We start from the raw sequence: 20,928 nt of genomic DNA, 5'->3' as shown, positions 1-20,928 counted from the left end.
CACCTCCAGGCGCCCGGCCGCCACCCCGGCCACCGGCCCTTCCGCCTCCCCGGCCGCCAGCCCCTCCACCGCCCCGGCCACCGAGCTGACCGCCGACCCGGCCTCCGCTCTGGCCGCGGACCTGGCCGCGCGGCTGGAGCAGGAGGGCCGCACCGCGGTGCTGGTCCTGGTCGACGGCGTCCCGGTGGGCGTACTGGGCATCGCCGACCGGCTGCGCGAGGAGGCCGCCGCCACCGTCACCGCCCTGTCCTCACTGACCGGACACGCACCCGTGCTGATCACCGGCGACAACCCGCGCGCCGCCGGCCGGCTCGCCGCGGAGGTCGGCATCACCGACGTCCGCGCGGGTCTGCTGCCCCAGGACAAGGTCACGGCGGTCAGCGAGCTGGAGCGGGCCGGACGCAAGGTGCTGGTGGTCGGGGACGGCGTCAACGACGCCCCCGCCCTGGCCGTCGCCCACACCGGCATCGCCATGGGCCGCGCCGGCTCCGACCTCGCCCTGGAGACCGCCGACGCCGTCGTGGTCCGCGACGAACTCGCCACCATCCCCACCGTGGTCGCCCTCTCCCGCCGGGCCCGCCGCCTGGTGGTGCAGAACCTGGTCATCGCCGGCACCTTCATCACCGGCCTGGTCGTCTGGGACCTCGCCGGGACCCTGCCGCTGCCGCTGGGCGTCGCCGGGCACGAGGGCTCCACCGTCATCGTCGGGCTCAACGGCCTCCGCCTCCTGGCCGACACCGCCTGGCGCCGCGCCCACACCCCCGACGCCTCATAGGCCGGCCCGGCCTCGCCAAGCCGCCCCCCGCCGACAGGGGGGCGGCTTGGCGCTTCCCGCGAAGCCGCACCAGAACCATCGGCTCAGCCTTCACACGAAGCGGCGAAGGCGATCGGCTCGCACTCGCCCGAACCACGCCACCGCCCATGCGCCCGAACCCGGAAAACCGAGTGCGCACCGTGAAGGACGGCTCCAGGTGCGGCCCTCGCATGTGTCCGGCGGACCGCCCAGGCACGCACGTACCGCGCGAGGCCGCACCTCCCGGACGGGCTGACGTGCGGCTCCTGCTCAAGCCGTGCGCCCGCGCCGGTGAATATCCCGAACTTGTCTTCAACCTTTCGGCCGCGCCACCACTCAGGAAAGGGGTGATAGACCACCGAGACCTCGGAGAGGGGGACAGATGACCGCAGACGGCAGTCGGGACTCCACGAGATTCGAGCAGTTCGCCCGGGCGTACCAACGGCGTCTGTATCGGACCGCATATCTGCTGTGCGGTGATGCGGAGAGCGCCCGAGACCTGACCCAGACGACGCTGGCCAAGCTCTTCCAGTACTGGCACCGGGCGGGCAAGGCCGACAATCCCGCCGCCTATGCGCGCACCGTCCTCACCCGGACGTATCTCGCCGAGCGCCGACGTCGGCTCCGCGATTTCCTGGCCCACAGCCATGTCGACGCCCCACCCCCCTCGGTGGGCCCCGAGCTGACGGTGACGCTTCTGACCGCGCTCGCCGAACTCCCACCCCGTGCCCGGGCGATGGTCGTTCTGCGCTACTGGGAGGACCTGGACGTGCGGACGGTCGCCGAGTTGCTGCGCTGCAGCGAGTCCACCGTCAAGAGCCAGTGCTCACGCTCCCTCGCCACGTTGCGTACGCGGCTGGGCGACCCGTGCCTCTACGCCACCCGCACCTGAGGAGTACGTCATGGACATGTTTCCGGAAAGCGCGCCGCAGGAGAGCGAGGAGCGGCTGGTCAGGGAGGCTATGGCGGAGGCGGCCGAAGGGGCGCCTCCGCTGCCGGACCTGGTGCCGGTCGCCCTGGCCGTGGGCCGTGCACGCCGCGCCAGGGCGCGGGCGGCGATCGGCGGCGGGATGGTGGGAGTGGTGGCGCTCGGGGTGTTCGGCGCGATGCTGCCGTCCTGGGGCACCGCGTCCCCCGTATCCGCCAGGCCCACGACCGGCGCCCCGGCACCGACCTCCCTGCACGCCGGGCCGAGGCGTGCGCCCGTCCACATCCAGCCCACTCCGGGTGAGTCGTCCATGGCCGACCTGCCCGCGGCCGAGCGCAAGCGGCAGGAGGAGTTCCAGCAGCAGGCGGCGGCCGTGCTGAACGAGCTGTTGCCCGCGGCGTTCGGCACGGTGCGCCCGGTCGACCTGGCTGTCAGCCGGTACCAGGGCAGTTCCGGGGACCATGTCTTCCCCGTCGTCTTCTCCGTGCGCCCTACCGGTGGCCTGGCGCAGGAGCCGCCTTGCCAGGACGTCCCGGCGGCGAAGTACCAGTGCGAGCGGGTCAACCTGATGGACGGGATGACGGCCCACGCCATCACCTCGACCGGGATCTCCAAGGGCGGCAAGGAGGTCGTCGGTGTCAGTGTCAGCTTCGTGTTCAAGGACAGCACCGTCGTCCTTTCGGCCGACGGCGATGACTCCGCCGCGGTCTCGGCGCCGGTCACTGCCGACCAACTGCTCCGGGTGGCCCGGGACGAACGCTTCCTGCGCCTGGTGCGCTACGCCGAAGCGTCCCCGATGGAGCCGAGGCAGGAGTCCGCGCATGGTGGGTGAGGAGCGGGGCCGCCGCCGAGCGCGGGGTCGTGGTGCGATCCGGCGGGCCCACCGCCGGAGAACCCGGATACGGGTGATGGGCGCCGTGCTGGTGCCGAGTGCGTTGTTGCTCTGCGGGGCGCTGGCGTGGGATGGCCGTGAAGGGGCGTCGGCGCAGGCGGGGGCCTCGTCGGATCGGGTGGCGGGGCCGTCCTCCCCGAGGCCGGGCGTCCGGCCCGGCTCACCTTCGGCACCCGGCGGTCCTCGCCCCTCCGCCTCGGCCGATGACCGCGATACCCGCGCCGAGGAGGGGCGCAGGGGGGCGAAGAAGCCTGAGCCGGGAAAGCGTGCGGACACGTCCGGGGCCCTGCCCGAGTACGGCTCCGGTGAGTTCGTCACCGCTGCCCCGGCGCATACCGGCAGCCACGGCACTGGCACCGTCCACCGATACCGCGTCGAGGTGGAGCGCGGCACCGGTCTGGCCACGCGCCCCGCCGCAGCCGCGGTCTCCGATGTGTTCGCCGACTCGCGCGGCTGGACCCGCACGGGGCAGGACGCGTTCCAGCAGGTCGACTCGGGCCCGGCCGGTCTGGTGATTCGGATCGCGACACCGGCCACCGTCGACCGGCTCTGCGGCGCGTACGGGCTGAACACCCACGGCGAGGTCAACTGCCGCGTCGGCGACACGGTCGTGGTGAACCTGAAGCGGTGGATGCGGGGGTCGCCGCAGTTCGCCGGCCCGCTGGCCGAGTACCGGGCTCTGATCATCAACCACGAGGTGGGCCACTGGCTGGGCCACGGCCATGAGACCTGCCCGGGGCCCGGACGCCGTGCGCCCGCGATGATGCAGCAGATCGACGGGCTGAAGGGGTGCGTCGCCAACGCGTGGCCGTACACGTCCGCGGGCACGTATCTACGCGGCCCGTCCGTCCCGTGACAGCACAGACCCGGGCGTACAGGGGGACACGCCCGGTCAGCCGGACACGGTCATCCCGCCCAGAGGGGTACGGCGCGGCGACACCTTGCGATGGCTGATCCGCCAGCCGTCGGCGGTGCGTACGACGGTGTCGTCGTAGGAGACGGAACCGCAGGAGCCGTCGGCCCTGATCCCCAGGCCCTTGGATCGGACCTGTGCGCGGCCGTCTTCCGATGCCGTCACGACGACATTGGTGACGTGGTGCGCGACGGGGTTGGCGGCTCCCAGCGCCCATGCCGCCTCTCGGATGGCCGCCACCCCGAGCAGCGGCTCCTGGCCGAATTCGGTGAGGTCGTAGACAACGTCCGAGGTGAACAGCTCCTCGAACCTGTCCAGGTTTCCCTCGTCGACGAGGTGACCATGGAGCGAGATCAGTTCGGTGATGGCCAAGCGATCTTCAAGAGCGAGTGACACACGCGTCCTCTCCGGCCCGGCACGGAAAGAGCACGCCGAGCAACGATCCGTCGTCAGCCCGGCACCACACCGCTCGATGCCGCGACGAGCCGGTGCGTGCGGCGAGGGGAGGGCCGTGCCCTGGCGATCGTCCCTCACCGCCGTTCGGCATGCCACCGACTTGTCCAGCCGCCCCCTGATCCCGTCGGTCGAAGCAGTCCTACGGGGCAGTCCTCGCCCCACATCAGAAGGACACCCCAATCGCCCGAAACACCCCGATTTCCGTGTTCACTCAAGCACAGAGCGCGAGAGCAAACGCCCCCCGACGTGAGCCCGCCCATAGGACCCAGATCACTTACTGCCGACCCTAGTAGCGATATCGACCCCTGAAATAACGGACAAAACCCCCCAAACAAGGGGGCTGAGTCCCACCCTCCCACTAGGTGGCGTAGTACGTCACATCATTGCCAGGCGATTTTGCGACCGCTAACAATTGCTGAAGTCGCACGGCGCCGTTGACCGAGAAATGGCGCTCCCCCCGCGCCACACGGCCATTGCGACTCCGAGCGATTGGAAGAGGACTAAACCGCCCATGCGCATTCGCAGCATCTCCGGTACTAGCCGTCTGACCAAGACCCACAAGCTTTCCGCCGCCGGCATCGCCGCGGCCGGCACCGCCGCACTGGCGATCTCGCTGGTGCCCGGCACCGCCAGCGCCGCCCCGCAGGACGGCACCCTCAACGCCAAGCCGGTCGCCGCGGTCAGCAGCACCGCCACCGGCGGCAAGATCGAGCAGGCGAGCCTCACCCAGCAGTCCCCGGTGACCGCCACCAAGAAGGCCGACGCCAAGCCGGCCGCCGGCGCCAAGCAGGACGTGACGCGGACCGCGGGCACCACCGCCAACCTCTCCGAGCGGACCAAGCTGGTCGTCAAGCCCGTCGCCGCCACCACCCCGGCCAAGAAGAGCTACAGCAACAACCTGGACGGCTGGATCCGCGAGTCCCTGGACATCATGAAGGCCAAGGGCATCCCGGGCAGCTACGAGGGCCTGCACCGCAACATCATGCGCGAGTCCACCGGCAACCCGCAGGCCATCAACAACTGGGACGTCAACGCCACCAACGGCGTCCCGTCCAAGGGCCTGCTCCAGGTGATCGACCCCACGTTCAAGGCGTACCACGTGGACGGCACCTCCTGGAACATCTACGACCCGGTCGCCAACATCACCGCGGCCTGCAACTACGCCGCCGACCGCTACGGCTCCATGGACAACGTCAACTCGGCGTACTGATCCACAGCCCGGCAACAGCCCTACACACGCCGCGGGGCGGCACCCTCGCCCAGGGACCCCACCAGGTCCCCGGGGGGCCTGGGTGCCGCCCCGCGGCGTCATAGGCGTCCAGTCCGCGTCACAGCCGCACAGCCATCGACGCCGAGTAGCGTCGGACCACTGACCGCGATCGGGATCGATCGGGCGAGCCCCGATCCGCCCCGCTGCCGCGAGCAGGACGGTCCCCGAAAAGTCACTGGCCCCCCGTGCCATCCAGCGGAGAGACTTCCGCCGTGTCGCTTCACCAGAACGAGGTCCCGGTCGACGAGACGGTTGTCAGGTCGCTGCTCAAGAGGCAGCGCCCGGAGTGGGCCGAGCTGCCGTTGTCACCCGCGGGCGCGGGGACGGACAACACGATGTACCGGCTCGGCGACGATCTCCTCGTGAGGCTTCCCCGCACCGCCGACACGGCGTCGGCCGTGCGGAAGGAGCAGGAGTGGCTTCCTCGCCTGGCGCCTCTCCTCACGTGTCCCATCCCCGAGCCGGTCCATGCCGGGGCGCCCACCGACGCCTTCCCGCTCGCCTGGTCGGTCTACCGCTGGATCGACGGTGCCGAGCCCGGCCCCGACACCGTCCGGGACTGGGCCGCCTTCGGAACCGACCTGGCCGCGATGGTGCGCGAGTTCCACGGCATCGACCTGATGGGAGCGGTCCGCGCGGGCGACCTGAGCTGGTATCGCGGGGGCAGCCTGCGGGCGTGCGACGAGTGGATCGGCGCGCGGTTCGACGCCTGCCGCGCCACGGTGGGTTCGGAACTCGACGTCGAGGCCCTGGAACGGCTGTGGCGAGCCGCCCTCACCCTGCCCGAGCCTTCCGGACCCCATGTGTGGCTGCACGGCGACCTCAAGCCGACCAACCTCCTGGTTCGGGAGGGCAGACTGAGCGCGGTCATCGACTTCGGGGCCCTCTCGGTCGGCTTTCCCGACGCCGAGCACGCCCCGCTCTGGGATCTGCCGCCCGAGGCACGGCATGCCTACCGGAACAGTCTGGACCTGGACGACCTGACCTGGGCCCGCGCCCGAGCCTGGGCGATCGCGGTCGGCGTCAGCGGCATCTCCTACTACTGGCACACCTACCCGGCGTTCGTCGCCGAGTGCCGGGGACGGCTCCAGGCGATTCTCGCCGACGCCGCGCGTTGAGCGGAGTCCGCCGGCGAGCGTTCGGGCGGGCAGGCGGCCATGGGCGTGCCGGGACGGGGCGTCCGCATCTCCGGCGCTCCACGAAACGTGCGGGAAAGCGTTGGCCCCTCATCGCGGACCGGGCCACCATGACTCCGTGAAACCTTTGACGATCGTCGCGGGCGACGCGACCAACCCTCAGGCGAAGGGGCCCAAGGTCATCGCCCATATCTGCAATGACCTCGGCGGATGGGGCAAGGGATTCGTTCTGGCGATCTCGCGCCACTGGCCCGAACCGGAGCGCGAGTACCGCCGCTGGCACCGTGAGCGCGCCGGCAACGACTTCGCCCTCGGAGCAGTGCAGATGGTCCGCGTCCGATCCGACATCTGGGTCGCGAACATGGTCGCGCAGCACGGGATGAGGACGGGAAGAAGCAGCGGTCCGCCCATCCGCTACGAAGCCGTCGAACGCTGCCTGGACGCGGTCGCTCAGCACGCCCTTGCCAACGGGGCCTCCGTTCACATGCCCCGCATCGGCTGCGGCCTCGCCGGCGGCACCTGGGACCGCATCGAACCGATCATCAGCAGAACCCTGTGCGCCCGCGACATCGCCGTCACCGTCTATGACTATTCGTGAGACGGTGCGGGGAGCGGGCAGGTCCGGATTGCGGCGGGTTCCGCGGCGTCTCGGGGCAGCAGCAGGGGGTGGGAGGTCGGCTGATCAACGTTCGACTCATGGTGCCCCCTCGTCACGGCCGAGCGACCCCCTCCCCCCGTCAACGGGATACGGGGGGAGGGGACCACGGTTCTCCCCGCACAGCGGGAAGGCACACGTCCGGGCACCGGCATGAGGTGAGCGCCCGAACCTGCACACATAGTGACCGTAGCGTCACCCTGCACAGGGCGGCAAGTATGCAACGGGGCAAACAAAGTTGCCGGCATATGCAAGCGCCCCCACCTCGGGAAGGTGGGGGCGCCGCAAGGCACGGCCAGGCCGATCAGCTCACGAAGTGGTCGAACTCGCCTGCCTTGACGCCGAGGATGAACGCGGCGAGCTTTCCTCGGGTGGTCGTGATCACGGTGCCAGGCTCGTCACTTTCACGCAGCGCTACGGACCCGTCTTGACCCTGCGCAACCTCTACGCAGTTCTCTCCCCCGCCTCCGGAAAACGACGACTTCCGCCATTCAACTGGTGCACTCATGCCTTATGTCTCACAGTTCCCGTGCGATGTGATGGATAAGTTGCCGTGACTCTACGGGAGCGAGCGAGGCCCGCTCCGCGACGTCGAGCAGCGCTCGATACCTCTTGAGGTCAGCCTCGGAATCCAGGAATCGGCCACCGAACGCACTGTCAATCTGGACCGTATCCAGTTGCGGTACCACGCCGCCGGCATAGAGAACGGGTTGCGTCACCTCGACGAAGCCTTCATGGGTGAAGGGGATCACACGCAGCGTCACGGACGAGCGCTGGGACACGTCCATCAGGTATTCCAGCTGCTCACGAGCGACCTTGCGCCCACCGAACCGCATCCGCAGGGCTGCCTCGTGGATGATGGACTTGTACTCCGGAGGCTCCTCGCGATCGAAGATCTGGGCTCGCTTCATCCGGTGTTCGACGCGGGCCTCGATTTCTTCTTCGGAGAGTTGCGGCGTGACGCTGCTGAACAGGATTCGCGCGTAATTCTCGGTCTGGAACAGGCCGGGGACCGTAACGCTCTCCAGAGACCGGAAAGCCGTGGCGTGGTACTCGAGTTCGGCGATGTTGAGAAACCCTGGCGCAAGGATCCCGCGGTAGTTGTCGAACCAGTGCTGGCCGCGGTGCTCACGCGCTATGGCACAGAGCGCTTCGATCAGCGCAGGGTCGTCGCACGAATAGAAAGTGGCCAGCCTGCGAATGCGCTCCTCACTGATACCGATGCGGCCCGACTCCATGTGACTGATCTTCGCCTGGTCAACGGAGAGCAGGCCGGCGGCTTCACGGGCGGGCTTCCCGGCGCGCTCACGCAGTTTCCGCAGTTCAACGCCCAAGCGCGCCTGCCGAACAGTCGGGTTGTCCCGTGGCGGCATAGGTACCTTCCCTCAGTCTCTCCGAGTGTGCCGGGTAACCGTGCCACGGGTCCACCTTCCATCACCAGCCAATCCAACATACTTGCCACGTGGCATAGTTGCCCCTAGCGTGGTGGATGCGCCGCCCTGCGGCCAACAGCGGTTCGTCGTGCGTCACACCCGCGTTGGGAGACATCGAATGAAGCTCGCTTCCGTCTTAACTGCCCTGCCGCCGCCCGTACTCCGCTACACCCCCTACTGGCTGCAAGGGCCCAACAGTCCGGGGATGGCCGGGCTCACCCGGCGGTTCCTGAAGCAGCTGCTGGTGGCCGAGGGGGCCCACGAAACCGCCGTCGAGGCCGCGCAGTTGTGCGCGACCGAGCTGGTCGCCAACGTGCATCGGCACACCACCAGCCCCACCGTCGCGGTGGAGATCCTGCTGACCCCCGAACGCCTGGTCGTCCACGTCCACGACGACGCCCCGTCGACCACGCTCGCCGCGGCTGCCCGCCAGGGCGACGAGGCCGAACACGGCCGCGGGCTGGGCCTGGTGGACACCTACGCCACCCGCTGGGGCACCACCGTCTACGCGGGCCGGCCCCCGCGCCGCAAGTCGGTCTGGTTCCGGCTGGACGCCATCACCGGCGCCAAGTCCCCGCTATGAGCGCCGACTTCATGGCGTGCGGAATCCCGGAGCCACGCCGGCCAGGCGAACCCGCATGGGTATCCTCCGTCGCAGATTCGTGGATGCGCGCCTCCGCACATGACTTGTTTCGGACTGTCCCCACACGAGCGCGACAGGAAGCCTCATCCGCGGGCGCGGGACCGTATAGGGGGATGTCGTGCTACGGGTTCACTTCACTGCCGATGACCTGGCGCAGGTGCGGGTCATGGTGTTGGGGCCGCTCGCCGAGACGCAGATGAGCCTGCGGACGGTGCAGGGGCGGGACCGTGCGGCGCTCTTCGGCGGGTGGCGTGCGCGCACCGGTCCGCGGATCAGCGCCGAAGGCAGGCACGCGGCCCGGTTCCTCAACCCCCCGGACGGCCTGGTGGATCTGTTCACCATGGTGGGCGCGGCGAACTGCGTGGACGAGGGCTTGGAACGGCTGCTCAGCGTGGAGCGGCGTCGGCTGCGCGCGGAGTTCTCCATACGGCCGATCCCGGAGCGGGCAGCGCCCTGGCTGAGTGAGGTGATGGATGCCGAACCCAGGGCGGTCCGTTGGCTGGCCGACGCTCTGCGGGACTGCCACAACGTCGCCGTCGCCCCCTACTGGCCCCGCATCGATCAGCACCTGCAAGGCGAGGTGGCACGGCGTGGGCAGCTCATGGTGCAGGGCGGGGTCGAGGCGCTGCTGAACAGCCTGCGCCCGATGGCCGTGTGGAACCCTCCGGTGCTGGAGATCCCCGGCTATCGGCCGCTGACCCACCCGAGCGCCGACTTCCACCTGTCGGGCAGTCCGCTGGTGCTGGCTCCGTCGGTGTTCTGCGGGGCGGTACCCCAACTGTTCGCCAGCCCGGAGGACGACACGGTCGTCATGACCTACCAGGCTCTGAACAGTCCGGTCGACGCCGCCGCCCTGTGGGCCGCCCCGGCCGGCGACCGCCGAGGCGATGCCCCGGTGCCGCCCGCTCTGGCCGCACTCCTCGGCCGTACCAGGGCGGCCGTGCTGTGCGCCATCGCCGACCATCCCGCGTGCACGACGACGGAACTATCACGGCGGGCCGGCATATCCCTGGCCAGTGCCAGCGAACACGCCAGCACCCTGCGCGGCGCCGGGCTGACCACTCTCACCCGGGAACGGAAGGCCGCCTTCCATACGCTGACACATCTCGGCGTCGCCCTGCTGAGCACCTCGGCCCGCGACGCCTCCGCACACCAGGCGTCGCCCCAGGTGATCCGGTCGGCGCGATCCTCGACGGGAGTTCGCTGACACACCCGCCGGCCGCCCCCGCGCGGCCGCCGGCCGGCTGACCTGGCCCCGGCCCCCGGGACGGTCCGGTCCAGCCGTGACATGGATCCGCACGGCCGCCCAAGGGGTCCCGGCGGCACGGGTCACTTCGGGGCAGCCCGAAACGAGTCGACCCTCCCTGACCCGCTGCCCGAACCTGGTGGTGCAAGCACGGGGGGGCGCCCGACAGCCCCGGGGCCAACCCACATGGCCCGGGGCTGTCGGACCGCGTACACCTTCCCCGCACATCCACGCGACTGAAGGAGCCCAGGACCCGGACGTGCTCCTGGGCGACGGCGGTTCGCCGGCGGCGACAAGGTGTACGCCGATCGGTACGCGAGCGTGTCGAACACCGTGTTCCGGGGTGCCGACCACGGCCGCTCCAAAGGCGCCGCGGTGTTCGACCCGACGCCCGGTAGCGATTCGGCAGATTCGGAGAACGCTCCGTTCTGCATTCCACAACAACACGCGAATGCCGCACATCCACCGTGCCCGGATCGCCGGCAGCAGGACACTCCCGTGCGTTTATCACAGCGATTTCCCATGGAGGAACCTGAATGGATCCAGTAAGAGCCTGGAAGGACCCGGATTACCGCGGGACGCTGGCGGCCCCTCCGCGGCACCCCTCGGGAACCCCCGGGCTGGGCAAGCTCGACTCGGCGGGGCTGGCAGCGGTGGCGGGGGCCGGTACGGGCGCCATATGCCTGGTCAGGACCGCGACTCTGACCATCCCGGTCTGGTGCGTCGTCAGCCTGGCCATTTGCCCCTGACCTGAGCCGTCGCGTTACACGACAAGCAGAAAGAGAACTCAATGGATTCGGTGAAGGTCTGGAAGGACCCGGATTACCGGGCCACCTTGTCCGCGGCCGATCGGACAGCGTTCCCTTCGCATCCTGCCGGAATCGTCCCTATGTCCCGCACGCAATTGTCGGCAGTGGCCGGCGGAACCACGTGGTGGTGCTTCGGGATAACCGTGAGCATCGCGGCGTGCGCGGGCACCAAGGGCATCTCGAGTCTCGGTTGTTGCTGACCACATACCAGTAAGGAGCCACACATGGACATCGTCCGCGCCTGGAAGGACCCGGAGTACCGGAGCACCCTTCCCGCGAGCCCGCAGCACCCGTCCGGTGTTCCCGGCCTCGTGCGTCTGGAGGCCCCGGAGCTGGCCGGCGTCGCCGGCGCCGGCACCCAGTCGCTGCTGAGCTTCGGCTGCTGCCAGTCCCCCCGAACGTTCACGCTGACCAGCCCGATCTTCTGCAGCATCTCGCTGGCGATCTGCTGATCAACCCTCTCGGAAACACCAGCTCTCCCCGCGTCGCCGCCCGGCGGCGCGGGGAGCGGCATGGGAAAGGCAGGACATGTCTGTTCGCAACCTCCCCTGGCACAACGCGGCCTTTCTGCACGAGAGGTCTCCCTCCGCGGCCACCGACGGGGCAGTCGAGAAGAAGCGGTGGATCGACGCCTTCGGCTCGGAAGAAGCCGTCGCCACCGTGGCCGGGGCACTGGGGCTCACCTTCGACGACCTCTGGGCGCGTCTGGGGCCGGGGGACAGGTCGGCACCCGTGCCGTCCTGGGTACGGGACCTGCAACGGCGCGCCGAGGCGGGCGAGGCGGACGGGGCACCGTCCTGGCTGGCCGAGGAGGTCGATGTCTCGCTGCTCCGCCCCGCCGCGGCACTCGTCCGAGGCAGCCAGCACGAACTCCACCAGCGGCTTTCCGAACTCACCGCGGGGTCACGGCTCGCCGGCCTCGCCGACGCCCTCACTGCGGCCTGGCCGCAGGAAGAGGTCATCAAGGCCCTCGTGCGGACCATGGTGCTGGAGCTCAACGTGGCCCGGGTCGAGGGGCGTCTGCGCGGGGACACCCCCGAGGACCGGTACGCGGACTACATCCGGCTGCTGGGCGAGGAGTCCCTGCAACGGGAGCTGTGGGCCGAATACCCCGTCCTGCTGCGGCACATCGGCGACATCCTCACCGGCTGGCTCGACTCCCGCACCGAGTTCGCCGAGCGGCTGCTGGCCGACCTCGACCAGCTCGACACCTGGTGCGACGGGGGGCTCGGCGACCTCGTCGACGTACAGTTCGGCGCCGGTGACACCCACCGCCGCGGTCGCAGCGTCGCCGTCGTGAGCTTCACCCGCGAGAAACTCGTCTACAAACCCCGCTCCCTCGCCTCCGACATCGCCTGGGAAGAGGTGCTGGGCTGGTTCCACCGGCAGAACCCCGAGTGCGATCTCATCGCCCCGCGGACCCTGACGGGCGAGGACTACGGCTGGTCCGGATTTGTGGACCACCGGCCCTGCCGGTCGGAGGCCGAACTGCGGGCGTTCTTCTGGCGCACCGGCGCGCTGCTCGCCCTGAACTACGCCCTGTGCGGCGTGGACGTCCACCACGAGAACCTCATCGCCCACGGCGCCTACCCCGTGATGATCGACATGGAGGCGCTGTTCCACGGCGCCCTGCCGACGACCGGGCAGCTCTGGTCCACACCGGCCGACGACCTCATGGTGGACGGCGTGCTCCGGGTCGGCCTGCTGCCGTCCAAGCTCGTCGTCCGGAACGAGGGAGTCGCCCACGCCCTCGAAACCAGCCCGGTAGGGGTGGAGGGGGCCCAGAAGACCCTGATCCCCGTCCCCGTCCCGCAGAACACCGGCACCGACGAGATGCGGTTCGTCGAGCAGCACGTGGAGATGCCCGGTGACACCACCAGCCGGGCCCAACTGGACGGCGGGGTGGCCGATCCCCGGAAGTACGCCTCCGAGGTCGAGGCGGGCTTCGCCTGGACCCACCGCGCGATCGCGGCGGACAAGAGCGGCTGGTCGGCCCTGCTCGACCGGTTCGCCAACGTCGGGATGCGGCACATCGCTCGCGCCACGGCGTACTACACGTGCCTCCTGGAGGACAGCAGGCACCCCGACTTCCTGCGCGACGCCCTGGACCGCGACCGGTTCCTCGCCCGCCTGGCCGTCACCGCCGACGGCACCCAGCCGTGGGAGAGGCTGGTGCCCTCGGAGATGCGGGACCTGCGCAGGGGCGACATCCCCTTCTTCTCCTCGTTGCCCGGCTCCCGTGACCTGGTGGACAGCGAGGGCGTCACGATCCCCGACGTGCTGGACGAGGCGCCCATTGAGGCCGCGCGCAGGCGGCTGGCCCGGCTGGACGAGAACGACCTCGCCACCCAGACCATGCTGATCCGGCGGGCGTTCGACTCCCTGGAGCCCGCCTCGGCCCCGCACGCCGGCCTCATCGGCCTGGCCCTGCCGGACCGGCCCTCCGCCCCGGAGGATTCGCTGTCCGCGGCGGTCCGGCTGGGCCACAGCCTCTGCGACACCGCCGTCCGGCAGGGCGACCGACTGGGCTGGATCGGGCTCAACTTCATCGACGAGGCGATCTGGCAGGTCGGCCCCACCACGATGGACCTGTACTCCGGCATGCCCGGAATGGGGCTGTTCCTCTCCGTCGCGGCACGGCTCAGCGACGATCCACGGCTGCGCGAGTACGCGGAGCTGACCGCGGAATCCCTGCGGACGCAGGCGCTCGCCGCCGCCGACCGGATAGCCGAGACGCCCGCGCCGCTGCTCGGCGAGGCCCTCAGGGAACAGGCGGACGCCGGCGCCTTCGGGGTGACCGGCAGCATGGTCTACTACCTCACCCACGCCGGTGTGCTGCATCGGCGGGCCGACCTCGTCGACGCCGCCGAGCGCACCCTGGCCACCCTCGACCAGCACATCGCGCACGACACCAAGTACGACGTCATCATGGGCGGCGCGGGCGCGATCCTCGCCGCGCTGGCGCTGCACGCCGTACGTCCGGACTCCGCCGCGATCCGCACCGCCGAACGGGCCGCGGAACACCTGCTGCTCGCCGCCGAGCGCACCGGCCAGGGCACGGCGTGGCAGACCAACCTCGGCCCCGCGCCCCTCACCGGAATGTCCCACGGCGCCTCCGGCATCGCCTACGCGCTCGCCCGGCTGCACGCCGTACGGCCACGGCCGGAGTACCCGCGGGTCGTCGAAGAGGCCCTGCGGTACGAGCGCTCCACCCTCGACGCCAGGCAGGGCAACTGGCCCGACCTGCGGTACGAGAACATGGGCGGCGGCAACGGCTGCGGCCTGGCCTGGTGCCACGGCGCCCCCGGGGTGGGGATGAGCCGGCTGGGCATCCTGCGGACCCTCGACCAGGCCGACCGGACCGTGTCACCGCTCCGGACGCTGGCCGAGGAGGACCTGCGCACCGCCGAGCGCACCACGCGAGCGGCCCACTTCGGCGCGGACGGGACCTCGCTCCACTCCTTGGGCAACAACGGCATGTGCCACGGCGACCTGGGCAACCTGGAGTTCCTCCACCTGGCCGCCCGGCACCGCGGGGACGCGGCCGGCGTCGACCGCGTCCAGCGGGGAGTCTCGGCCCTGCTCGCGCTCGGCGAGGACGGCTGGCTCACCGGCCAGCTCAGCCCCGAGTCCCTCCCGGGGCTGATGTACGGCCGGGCCGGCATCGGCTACAACCTGCTGCGGCTGGCCTTTCCGGACCAGGTCCCCTCGGTGCTGCTGCTGGACCCGCCGGCGCGGGAGGCGGACGCCTGATGGGTGACAGCCGGTGGGAGCGGCTCCGTCCCGGCGGAGCTCGCACCCGGGTTCCCGTACTGCTCCAGGACAGCATCGCCGAGTGCGGGGCCGCCTGCCTCGCCATGCTCCTGTGCGCCCACGGCCACCATGTGACCGTGCCGGAGGTCCGCGACCGCCTCGGCATCGGCCGCGACGGGGCCAACGCCGCCGCCCTCGCCGCCACCGCCGAGGAGTACGGCCTGACGGTCGAGGCGTACCGGGCGGAGCCGTGGGCGCTGGCGAAGCTCACGCTCCCGGCGCTGCTGCACTGGAACCTCAACCACTACGTGGTGCTGGAGGAGATCGACGAGCACCAGGCCACCATCGTGGATCCGTCCGAAGGCCGGAGGACGATCTCCCGCGCCGAGTTCGACGGCTCCTTCAGCGGGGTGGTGCTGGTCCTCGCGCCGGGCCCCGGGTTCCGGGCGAAGGCCAGACCGCGCGGGGAGGTCCTGGGCTTCCTCGCCCGGTACGCCCCCCGGCGTCCCTCGCTCATCGCCGGCGTCCTCGGTGTCTCCGCGCTGCTCGCCGCCCTGGGCCTGCTCCCCGCGCTGATCACCAAGTACGTCCTGGACGAGGTGGTCGCGAGCGGCTCCACCCAGGTGATGTACACGCTCGGGCTGGGCATCGCCGCCCTGGTCGCGGGTCAGGCGCTGATCGGCTTCGTGCGGAACCAGCTGCTGCTGCACATGCGCAACCGGATCGACCACGCCCTGATGACCTCGTTCCTGCGCCATCTGTTCCGGCTGCCGTACCCCTACTTCCAGCTCCGGAACAGCGGTGACATCCTCACCCGCGTCTCCAGCGGCATGCTGGTGCGCGAGGTCCTCACCTCGCACACCCTCTCCCTGGTCCTCGACGGCGGCATGGGCCTGCTCTACGTCGTCGTCCTGTGGCGGCTGGCCCCGGCCATGGCCCTGGTGGTGCTGGGCGCGGCCGCGTGCCAGATCGTCATCGCGCTCGCCTTCACCCCGCGGGTGCGGGACACCAGCCGCCAGGAGATCAGCGCCATGACCTTGGCGCAGGCGCAGCTCGTGGAGTCGCTCTCCGGCATCGAGACCCTGAAGGCGGCGGGCGCCGAGCGGATGGCCCTGGACCGCTGGCAGGAGCTGTACGAGCGGCAGTTGGCCTCGACGCTGCGCAAGGGCACCGTGGGCAACGCGATGGACGGCGTCATGGACCTGACCAGACTGGGTGCCCCGCTGGTGCTGCTCTGGACGGGCGCCTGGCTGGTGATGGACGGGTCCATGTCGCTGGGCACCCTGGTCGGCGCCAACACCCTGGCGGGTATGGCGCTCGGCCCCATCGGCACGCTCTCCCGGACGTACCACGCCCTCCAGGGAGCGGGCGTGCACGTACGGCGCCTGCGCGATGTGCTCGCCGAGTCCCCGGAGCAGCCGGGGCCGCGGCCCAAGGCCCCGGCGATCCACGGCGACATCCGGCTGGAGTCGGTGCGCTACCGGTACCAGCCGGACGCGCCGCTCGCCGTCGACGCCATCGACCTGCACATCCCCGCCGGCAGCATGGTGGCGGTCGTGGGCAGGTCCGGGTCGGGCAAGAGCACCCTGGCGCGGCTGATGCTGGGGCTCTACCAGCCGGTGGAGGGGCGGGTGCTCCTCGACGGCGTGCCCATCGACCGGTTCGACGTGGAGTCGGTGCGCTCCCGCTTCGGGGTGGTCGTCCAGGACAGCTCGGTGTTCAGCGGCAGCATCCTCGACAACATCAGGATCAACCGGCCGGGCGTGGGCGTCGACGACGTGGTCGAGGCCGCCACCACCGCCTGCCTGCACGCCGACATCGAGCGCATGCCGCTGGGGTACCTCACGGCACTCGGGGAGCGGGGCAGCGGCATGTCCGGCGGTCAGCGCCAGCGGCTCGGGCTGGCCCGCGCCCTCGTCGGGCGGCCGAGCGTGCTGCTGATGGACGAGGCGACCAGCCACCTCGACACCCTCACCGAGGAGGCCATCCAGCGGAACCTCCGAGAACTCCGCTGCACCCGCATCGTGATCGCGCACCGGCTCAGCACCGTGCGTTCGGCCGACCGGATCGTCGTGGTCGACCAGGGCAGGGTGGTCGAGCAGGGGACCCATGAGGAGCTCATCGCGGCCGACGGCGCGTACGCGGAGCTGGTGCGGAGCCAGGAGGATCCGGCGCCGGCGAGCCTCGACCGAGCATGACGGCGGGCGGCGCGCCCGGCCGCCACCGGACGCGCCCCGCGGGGCTCAAGGACGAGGACGTGGGTGCCCGGCCTCGTTCGGGCTTCGGTCCTGGGCCCCCATGCCACCGATATCGGTCGGATTGATGTAATTCGGGTGGCACATCACACACACGCGGGTCGCCTTCCGGGTGCCGGGGGCGCCCGCCCGACCGAACCGGAGCAGCACCGTGATCCTGATCAACGTCAAGTTCCCCGTCCGCCCCGAGTACAGCGAGGACTGGCTGGCGCGAGTGGAGGAGTTCACCCGCGCCACCCGCCAGGAGCCCGGCAACGTCTTCTTCGAGTGGTCCCGGAGCGTGGAGGACCCGAACACCTTCGTCCTCATCGAGGCGTTCAAGGACGGCCAGGCGGGCGAGGCGCACGTCAACTCCGAGCACTTCCAGACCGCCATGGCCTGGATGCCGGAGCTGATCTCCGCCACCCCGCAGATCATCAACGCCGAGATCCCGGCCGAGGACTGGGGCCCGATGGGGGAGCTGTCGCCGCGCGAGAGCTGAGCGCCGGAGCCCGCCGAGGGTCCCGCGGGCGCCGCTGTCGGCCGCTGACCAGGATCCTCGGTACAGCGGCCGCCCTCGGACGGCGGAGGATCCGGGCATCGCGCACCGGGGTCCTCCGCCGGACTCGGTGGTCCCGCCCGGCCTCGGGCGGCATGCCCAACCGCCCACGCCACACGGGTCGCTTCGGCTCAGCCCGAAACAAGTCGACGTTTCCTGAGCCGCCGCCCGAAACTGGTGGCGCACAGCACGGGGGGGTGCCCGACAGCCCCGGGGCCGACCACATGGCCCGGGGCTGTCGGGCCCGCCGGGCAGCGGGGAACGGCACCGCGGGACTAGCCTTTGGGCATGGCGGCGGCAGGCGACCCGGTGACGGTCGAGGTGCGGAAGTACGACGGCGCTCTGAGCGCGCGGTGGACCGCCGTCCGGCTCGGCGAGGACGAGCACGGGGTCTGGCTGGGCACGGCGGAGGGGGTTCGCGTCCGGTCCGACCAGGGCGACTGGTCCAACCGGTGCGCGCACGTGATGGTGGTCCCGCGCGGTGCGTGGTGGACGGCCACCTTCTGCGTGGATCCGGGCCCCGAGATGTACTGCGACGTGTGCACGGTGCCCGAGTGGGACGAGGACGGCACCGCCGTGCGCATGGTCGACCTCGACCTCGATGTCGTACGGCCCCGCGGGGGCGAGGCATACGTCAAGGACGAGGACGACTTCGCCGAGCACCGGGTGAGCTTCGGCTACCCGGACGGCCTCACCGACGAAGCCCGGCGGACCTGCGCCTGGCTGAAGGAGGCGGGCCGTCGCGACGGGGCGGGCGCCGAGCCCTTCGCCTCGGTCTACCGCCACTGGCTCGACCTGGTCGGCTAGGTCCTGTCCGGTCGATCATGCTGGATCAGGGAGCGGGGTCTGGTGCGTGCAGATGCAAGGCGGAGGAGGGAGCCACTGCGGAGCATTGGCGACTGACGACAACGCCGCAGATGTGCGTGCCAGGGCACGCGAGCCCAGCAATGATCGGCCGGACAGGGCCTAGGCCCCGGCGGCACGAAGCGGCCCGCCGGGGCCCGAGCCCGAGCCCGCCCCGGGAGGGGCCTACGCCGCCGGGGTGAGTTCGGCCTGCCCGAACAGCAGCGCGTAGCCGGAGGGGAGCTGCCGCAGGATGCGGGCCGTCAGATCGCGGCCGGCGCAGGCGGCGACGGCGGAGAAGACGGATCCGGTGTCCCAGCGGGTGGTGGCCAGGGAGGCGCCGGTGCGGGCGGCCAGGTCCTTGACGAAGGCCCAGCCGGTCAGTGGCTGGGGGTCGGGGATCTGGGCGGCGAGGATACGGGCGGCCTCGAAGGGCAGCCGGGCGGCCAGTTCGACGCGTTCGTCGCCGGTCAACTGGCGGCCCAGCCCGGCCAGGACCAGGCGGACGGATTCCTCGGCCCTCTCGCGGGTGGGATAGGCGCCGTCGTAGCGCACCTTCTCCAGCATCCGCTCGTACGCCATCCCGTGCTGGGGCGGTGCGCTCTGGTCGGGGATCACTGCGGTGGTTGCCTTTCTGCCATCAGGGGTGGTGGTGGCTGGGTGCGGTCACCGGGGGCGCGGGGTCAGGCGGGCTCGGGGTGGCCGAAGAGCAGGTCGTAGCCCGCGGGGAGCTGGAGCAGGACCTCCCTGAGCAGGTCGTCGCCGGCGGCGTCGGCGACGGTGCTGAGGACGGCGCTGACGTCCCAGGCCGCGGTCTGCTCGGTGGCCCCCTCGATCCAGGCCGCGGTCGCCCGTACGAATCGCTCCGGGGACAGCGGCTCGGCGCTCTGCAGCGGGTTGAGGAGGATCAGGGCGAAGTCCTCCGGCAGCCGCGCCGCGAGCCGGGCCCGTACCTCGCCGACCAGGTGCGCGCCCAGCAGGGCGAGCACCACGCGGGCCGCGCGTTCGGCTTCCCGCGGGGTGTCGTACTCGCCGCGGTCCCTCACGTGGTCGAGGAACGCTTCCCGTCGCATGGCCATGTCGGCAGGCCCCCTTTCGTCGTCCTCGGTTTCTCGGTTCCTCGGTTCCTCGGTTCCTCGGTTCCTCGGTCGGGGAGGGGGGAGGACGGGCGAGGGGGAGGCAGGTGCCCGTCCTCCGCCGCTGTTCAGCCCTGTCGCTTCCGGCTCAGCCGGAGATCTCCTTGCGGTCCGATCCGAGGCCGACGGTGATCTTGCGCGGCTTGGCGCGCTCGGCGATCGGGATGCGCAGGGTGAGCACGCCGGCCTCGTAGTCGGCCTGGATGTGCTCGGTGTCCAGCGTGTCGGCCAGCTGGATCTGGCGGGAGAAGGCGCCCAGCGGCCGTTCCGACAGCTCCATCTGCACGTCGTCGGACTTGGCCACGGGCCGGCGCTCGGCCTTGACGGTGAGCATGTGCCGTTCGACGTCGATGTCGATCGCGTCCGGGCGGACGCCGGGGATGTCGAAGGCCACCACGTACTCGTCGCCCTCGCGGTAGGCGTCCATGGGCATCGCGGACGGCCGCGACCAGGTGCCCGGGGTCAGCAGCTGCTGGGTCAGCCGGTCGAGCTCACGGAAGGGGTCGGTGCGCATCAACATCGGAGATCACCTCCAGGAGGGTTTGTGCGGTGTGCCAATGCGCCTCACTGAATCCGTTGTAGCATGTCATCCAATGGATGACAAACGTGGCGTCGTCCTAAGGATGACAACTGAGGGAGATGCCCATGACCCCGGCCGACCAGCCGGCCTCACCCGGCCCCGACGCCCAGAGCCCGGCGTCCCTCACGCCCTCACAGACCCCCGCCTCCTTCCTCGCCGCCGCGGCGGCCCTGCGGGCCATCGACGAGGCCCTGCACGCCGCCGCCGCGCATGAGGGCCCCGGCGCGTCCGGGGTCCCCGACCCCGGCCCGGAGCAGGCCCTGGCCTCCCTGCTGCTGCTGCGGCAGGTGCGCGAGCGGCTCGCCGGATGGGAGACCGGCCTGATCGAGACGGCCCGCGACGCCGGGGCCAGCTGGGCCGACCTCGCCCACCCGCTGGGCGTGGCCAGCCGGCAGGCCGCCGAACGCCGCTACCTGCGCAACCGGCCCGGCCCCGCCGGCAGCACCGGCGAGCAGCGCGTCCAGGCCACCCGCGAGCGCCGCGCCGCCGAGCGCACCACCGCCACCTGGGCCCGCCGGAACGCGGCCGACCTGCGCCGCATCGCCGGCCAGATCACCGCTCTCACCGACCTCCCGGCCGCCGCCCGCCTCCCGGTGGGCCGCCTCCACGAGGCCCTGGCCCACGACGACCCCGCCGCCCTCCTCCACCC

Annotated in this window: 23 protein-coding genes; 17 read left to right on the top strand and 6 right to left on the bottom strand. The window is 71.2% G+C overall.

What is annotated here, in order from left to right; all coding sequences use genetic code 11:
* The 4 genes from E4099_RS11990 to E4099_RS11975 all read left to right on the top strand — a co-directional run.
* Positions 1 to 775 (top strand): HAD-IC family P-type ATPase (locus E4099_RS11990; RefSeq protein ID WP_135338993.1); only part of this gene is annotated, 775 nt, incomplete at its 5' end.
* A 400-nt stretch (positions 776 to 1,175) separates the two neighbouring features.
* On the top strand, positions 1,176 to 1,685 hold the full coding sequence (locus E4099_RS11985) for a SigE family RNA polymerase sigma factor (protein ID WP_135338992.1): 510 nt from the start codon (positions 1,176 to 1,178) through the stop codon (positions 1,683 to 1,685).
* Positions 1,686 to 1,695: 10 nt separating this feature from the next.
* Positions 1,696 to 2,553 carry a hypothetical protein gene (locus E4099_RS11980; protein ID WP_135338991.1) on the top strand — a complete coding sequence of 286 codons (858 nt, stop codon included), beginning with the start codon at positions 1,696 to 1,698 and terminating at the stop codon, positions 2,551 to 2,553.
* Positions 2,543 to 3,469 carry a DUF3152 domain-containing protein gene (locus tag E4099_RS11975; protein WP_135338990.1) on the top strand — a complete coding sequence of 309 codons (927 nt, stop codon included), beginning with the start codon at positions 2,543 to 2,545 and terminating at the stop codon, positions 3,467 to 3,469. Before E4099_RS11980 ends, E4099_RS11975 begins: the two co-directional genes overlap by 11 nt.
* 36 nt (positions 3,470 to 3,505) lie before the next feature.
* Here E4099_RS11975 and E4099_RS11970 read toward each other — a convergent pair whose 3' ends face one another.
* Complete coding sequence (locus E4099_RS11970) at positions 3,506 to 3,922, bottom strand: nuclear transport factor 2 family protein (RefSeq protein ID WP_135338989.1); 417 nt, start codon at positions 3,920 to 3,922, stop codon at positions 3,506 to 3,508.
* 571 nt (positions 3,923 to 4,493) lie between these two features.
* Here E4099_RS11970 and E4099_RS11965 point away from each other — a divergent pair.
* From E4099_RS11965 to E4099_RS11955, 3 genes are all read left to right on the top strand, one after another.
* A complete protein-coding gene (locus E4099_RS11965) occupies positions 4,494 to 5,192 on the top strand; it encodes a transglycosylase SLT domain-containing protein (protein ID WP_135338988.1) in 699 nt (232 codons plus the stop codon).
* 272 nt (positions 5,193 to 5,464) lie between these two features.
* Entirely contained in the window at positions 5,465 to 6,370 is a 906-nt protein-coding gene (locus E4099_RS11960) for an aminoglycoside phosphotransferase family protein (protein WP_135338987.1), read from the top strand.
* A gap of 136 nt (positions 6,371 to 6,506) precedes the next feature.
* Positions 6,507 to 6,986 (top strand): macro domain-containing protein, encoded by a 480-nt coding sequence (locus tag E4099_RS11955; protein WP_135338986.1) that lies wholly within the window; start codon positions 6,507 to 6,509, stop codon positions 6,984 to 6,986.
* 361 nt (positions 6,987 to 7,347) lie between these two features.
* Here the strand turns inward: E4099_RS11955 and E4099_RS11950 are convergent, their stop codons facing one another.
* Positions 7,348 to 7,551 (bottom strand): DUF397 domain-containing protein, encoded by a 204-nt coding sequence (locus tag E4099_RS11950; protein WP_135338985.1) that lies wholly within the window; start codon positions 7,549 to 7,551, stop codon positions 7,348 to 7,350.
* Between the two features lie 10 nt (positions 7,552 to 7,561).
* Complete coding sequence (locus tag E4099_RS11945; RefSeq protein ID WP_135338984.1) at positions 7,562 to 8,416, bottom strand: helix-turn-helix domain-containing protein; 855 nt, start codon at positions 8,414 to 8,416, stop codon at positions 7,562 to 7,564.
* Between the two features lie 265 nt (positions 8,417 to 8,681).
* On the opposite strand from E4099_RS11945, the gene E4099_RS11940 reads away from it, so the two are divergent.
* From E4099_RS11940 to E4099_RS11900, 9 genes are all read left to right on the top strand, one after another.
* Positions 8,682 to 9,059 (top strand): ATP-binding protein, encoded by a 378-nt coding sequence (locus tag E4099_RS11940; protein ID WP_167828351.1) that lies wholly within the window; start codon positions 8,682 to 8,684, stop codon positions 9,057 to 9,059.
* A 178-nt stretch (positions 9,060 to 9,237) separates the two neighbouring features.
* The gene (locus E4099_RS11935) at positions 9,238 to 10,326 is read left to right on the top strand and encodes a winged helix-turn-helix domain-containing protein (protein WP_209446596.1); all 1,089 of its coding nucleotides are present in this window, start codon (positions 9,238 to 9,240) and stop codon (positions 10,324 to 10,326) included.
* A 575-nt stretch (positions 10,327 to 10,901) separates the two neighbouring features.
* Positions 10,902 to 11,114, top strand: a complete 213-nt coding sequence (locus tag E4099_RS11930) for a mersacidin/lichenicidin family type 2 lantibiotic (RefSeq protein WP_135338982.1) — start codon at positions 10,902 to 10,904, stop codon at positions 11,112 to 11,114.
* Between the two features lie 41 nt (positions 11,115 to 11,155).
* Positions 11,156 to 11,374 (top strand): mersacidin/lichenicidin family type 2 lantibiotic, encoded by a 219-nt coding sequence (locus tag E4099_RS11925; RefSeq protein WP_135338981.1) that lies wholly within the window; start codon positions 11,156 to 11,158, stop codon positions 11,372 to 11,374.
* 24 nt (positions 11,375 to 11,398) lie between these two features.
* Entirely contained in the window at positions 11,399 to 11,626 is a 228-nt protein-coding gene (locus E4099_RS11920; protein WP_135338980.1) for a mersacidin/lichenicidin family type 2 lantibiotic, read from the top strand.
* 76 nt (positions 11,627 to 11,702) lie between these two features.
* A complete protein-coding gene (locus E4099_RS11915; RefSeq protein ID WP_135338979.1) occupies positions 11,703 to 14,927 on the top strand; it encodes a type 2 lanthipeptide synthetase LanM family protein in 3,225 nt (1,074 codons plus the stop codon).
* A complete protein-coding gene (locus tag E4099_RS11910) occupies positions 14,927 to 17,125 on the top strand; it encodes a peptidase domain-containing ABC transporter (RefSeq protein ID WP_135338978.1) in 2,199 nt (732 codons plus the stop codon). Before E4099_RS11915 ends, E4099_RS11910 begins: the two co-directional genes overlap by 1 nt.
* 208 nt (positions 17,126 to 17,333) lie before the next feature.
* Positions 17,334 to 17,663, top strand: coding sequence for a putative quinol monooxygenase (locus tag E4099_RS11905; protein ID WP_135338977.1), 330 nt, complete (start codon positions 17,334 to 17,336; stop codon positions 17,661 to 17,663).
* A 345-nt stretch (positions 17,664 to 18,008) separates the two neighbouring features.
* Positions 18,009 to 18,527: a DUF402 domain-containing protein gene (locus E4099_RS11900; RefSeq protein ID WP_135338976.1), complete on the top strand. Its 519-nt coding sequence runs from the start codon at positions 18,009 to 18,011 to the stop codon at positions 18,525 to 18,527.
* Positions 18,528 to 18,749: 222 nt separating this feature from the next.
* Here the strand turns inward: E4099_RS11900 and E4099_RS11890 are convergent, their stop codons facing one another.
* The 3 genes from E4099_RS11890 to E4099_RS11880 all read right to left on the bottom strand — a co-directional run bounded on the left by E4099_RS11890 (position 18,750) and on the right by E4099_RS11880 (position 20,219).
* Positions 18,750 to 19,181, bottom strand: a complete 432-nt coding sequence (locus tag E4099_RS11890) for a DUF2267 domain-containing protein (RefSeq protein WP_135338975.1) — start codon at positions 19,179 to 19,181, stop codon at positions 18,750 to 18,752.
* Positions 19,182 to 19,246: 65 nt separating this feature from the next.
* On the bottom strand, positions 19,247 to 19,642 hold the full coding sequence (locus E4099_RS11885) for a DUF2267 domain-containing protein (RefSeq protein ID WP_135338974.1): 396 nt from the start codon (positions 19,640 to 19,642) through the stop codon (positions 19,247 to 19,249).
* 145 nt (positions 19,643 to 19,787) lie between these two features.
* Positions 19,788 to 20,219: an Hsp20/alpha crystallin family protein gene (locus E4099_RS11880; RefSeq protein ID WP_135338973.1), complete on the bottom strand. Its 432-nt coding sequence runs from the start codon at positions 20,217 to 20,219 to the stop codon at positions 19,788 to 19,790.
* 125 nt (positions 20,220 to 20,344) lie between these two features.
* On the opposite strand from E4099_RS11880, the gene E4099_RS11875 reads away from it, so the two are divergent.
* Positions 20,345 to 20,928: type III effector protein (locus E4099_RS11875; protein ID WP_135338972.1), on the top strand; the 584-nt coding region annotated here is incomplete at its 3' end.

Source organism: Streptomyces palmae (genome assembly GCF_004684805.1).
Classification (GTDB): Bacteria; Actinomycetota; Actinomycetes; order Streptomycetales; family Streptomycetaceae; genus Streptomyces; species Streptomyces palmae.
Note: the sequence above shows the minus strand (reverse complement) of the source record. Positions and strands in the feature narration are given on the sequence as shown.

What these genes read in the sequence shown, in the direction of transcription:
- E4099_RS11985 (WP_135338992.1), top strand. Translation starts at nt 1,176, where the DNA reads ATGACCGCAGACGGCAGTCGGGACTCCACGAGATTCGAGCAGTTCGCC.
- E4099_RS11980 (WP_135338991.1), top strand. Translation starts at nt 1,696, where the DNA reads ATGGACATGTTTCCGGAAAGCGCGCCGCAGGAGAGCGAGGAGCGGCTG.
- E4099_RS11975 (WP_135338990.1), top strand. Translation starts at nt 2,543, where the DNA reads ATGGTGGGTGAGGAGCGGGGCCGCCGCCGAGCGCGGGGTCGTGGTGCG.
- E4099_RS11965 (WP_135338988.1), top strand. Translation starts at nt 4,494, where the DNA reads ATGCGCATTCGCAGCATCTCCGGTACTAGCCGTCTGACCAAGACCCAC.
- E4099_RS11950 (WP_135338985.1), bottom strand. Translation starts at nt 7,551, where the DNA reads ATGAGTGCACCAGTTGAATGGCGGAAGTCGTCGTTTTCCGGAGGCGGG.
- E4099_RS11945 (WP_135338984.1), bottom strand. Translation starts at nt 8,416, where the DNA reads ATGCCGCCACGGGACAACCCGACTGTTCGGCAGGCGCGCTTGGGCGTT.
- E4099_RS11940 (WP_167828351.1), top strand. Translation starts at nt 8,682, where the DNA reads ATGGCCGGGCTCACCCGGCGGTTCCTGAAGCAGCTGCTGGTGGCCGAG.
- E4099_RS11930 (WP_135338982.1), top strand. Translation starts at nt 10,902, where the DNA reads ATGGATCCAGTAAGAGCCTGGAAGGACCCGGATTACCGCGGGACGCTG.
- E4099_RS11925 (WP_135338981.1), top strand. Translation starts at nt 11,156, where the DNA reads ATGGATTCGGTGAAGGTCTGGAAGGACCCGGATTACCGGGCCACCTTG.
- E4099_RS11920 (WP_135338980.1), top strand. Translation starts at nt 11,399, where the DNA reads ATGGACATCGTCCGCGCCTGGAAGGACCCGGAGTACCGGAGCACCCTT.
- E4099_RS11915 (WP_135338979.1), top strand. Translation starts at nt 11,703, where the DNA reads ATGTCTGTTCGCAACCTCCCCTGGCACAACGCGGCCTTTCTGCACGAG.
- E4099_RS11910 (WP_135338978.1), top strand. Translation starts at nt 14,927, where the DNA reads ATGGGTGACAGCCGGTGGGAGCGGCTCCGTCCCGGCGGAGCTCGCACC.
- E4099_RS11900 (WP_135338976.1), top strand. Translation starts at nt 18,009, where the DNA reads ATGGCGGCGGCAGGCGACCCGGTGACGGTCGAGGTGCGGAAGTACGAC.
- E4099_RS11885 (WP_135338974.1), bottom strand. Translation starts at nt 19,642, where the DNA reads ATGGCCATGCGACGGGAAGCGTTCCTCGACCACGTGAGGGACCGCGGC.
- E4099_RS11880 (WP_135338973.1), bottom strand. Translation starts at nt 20,219, where the DNA reads ATGTTGATGCGCACCGACCCCTTCCGTGAGCTCGACCGGCTGACCCAG.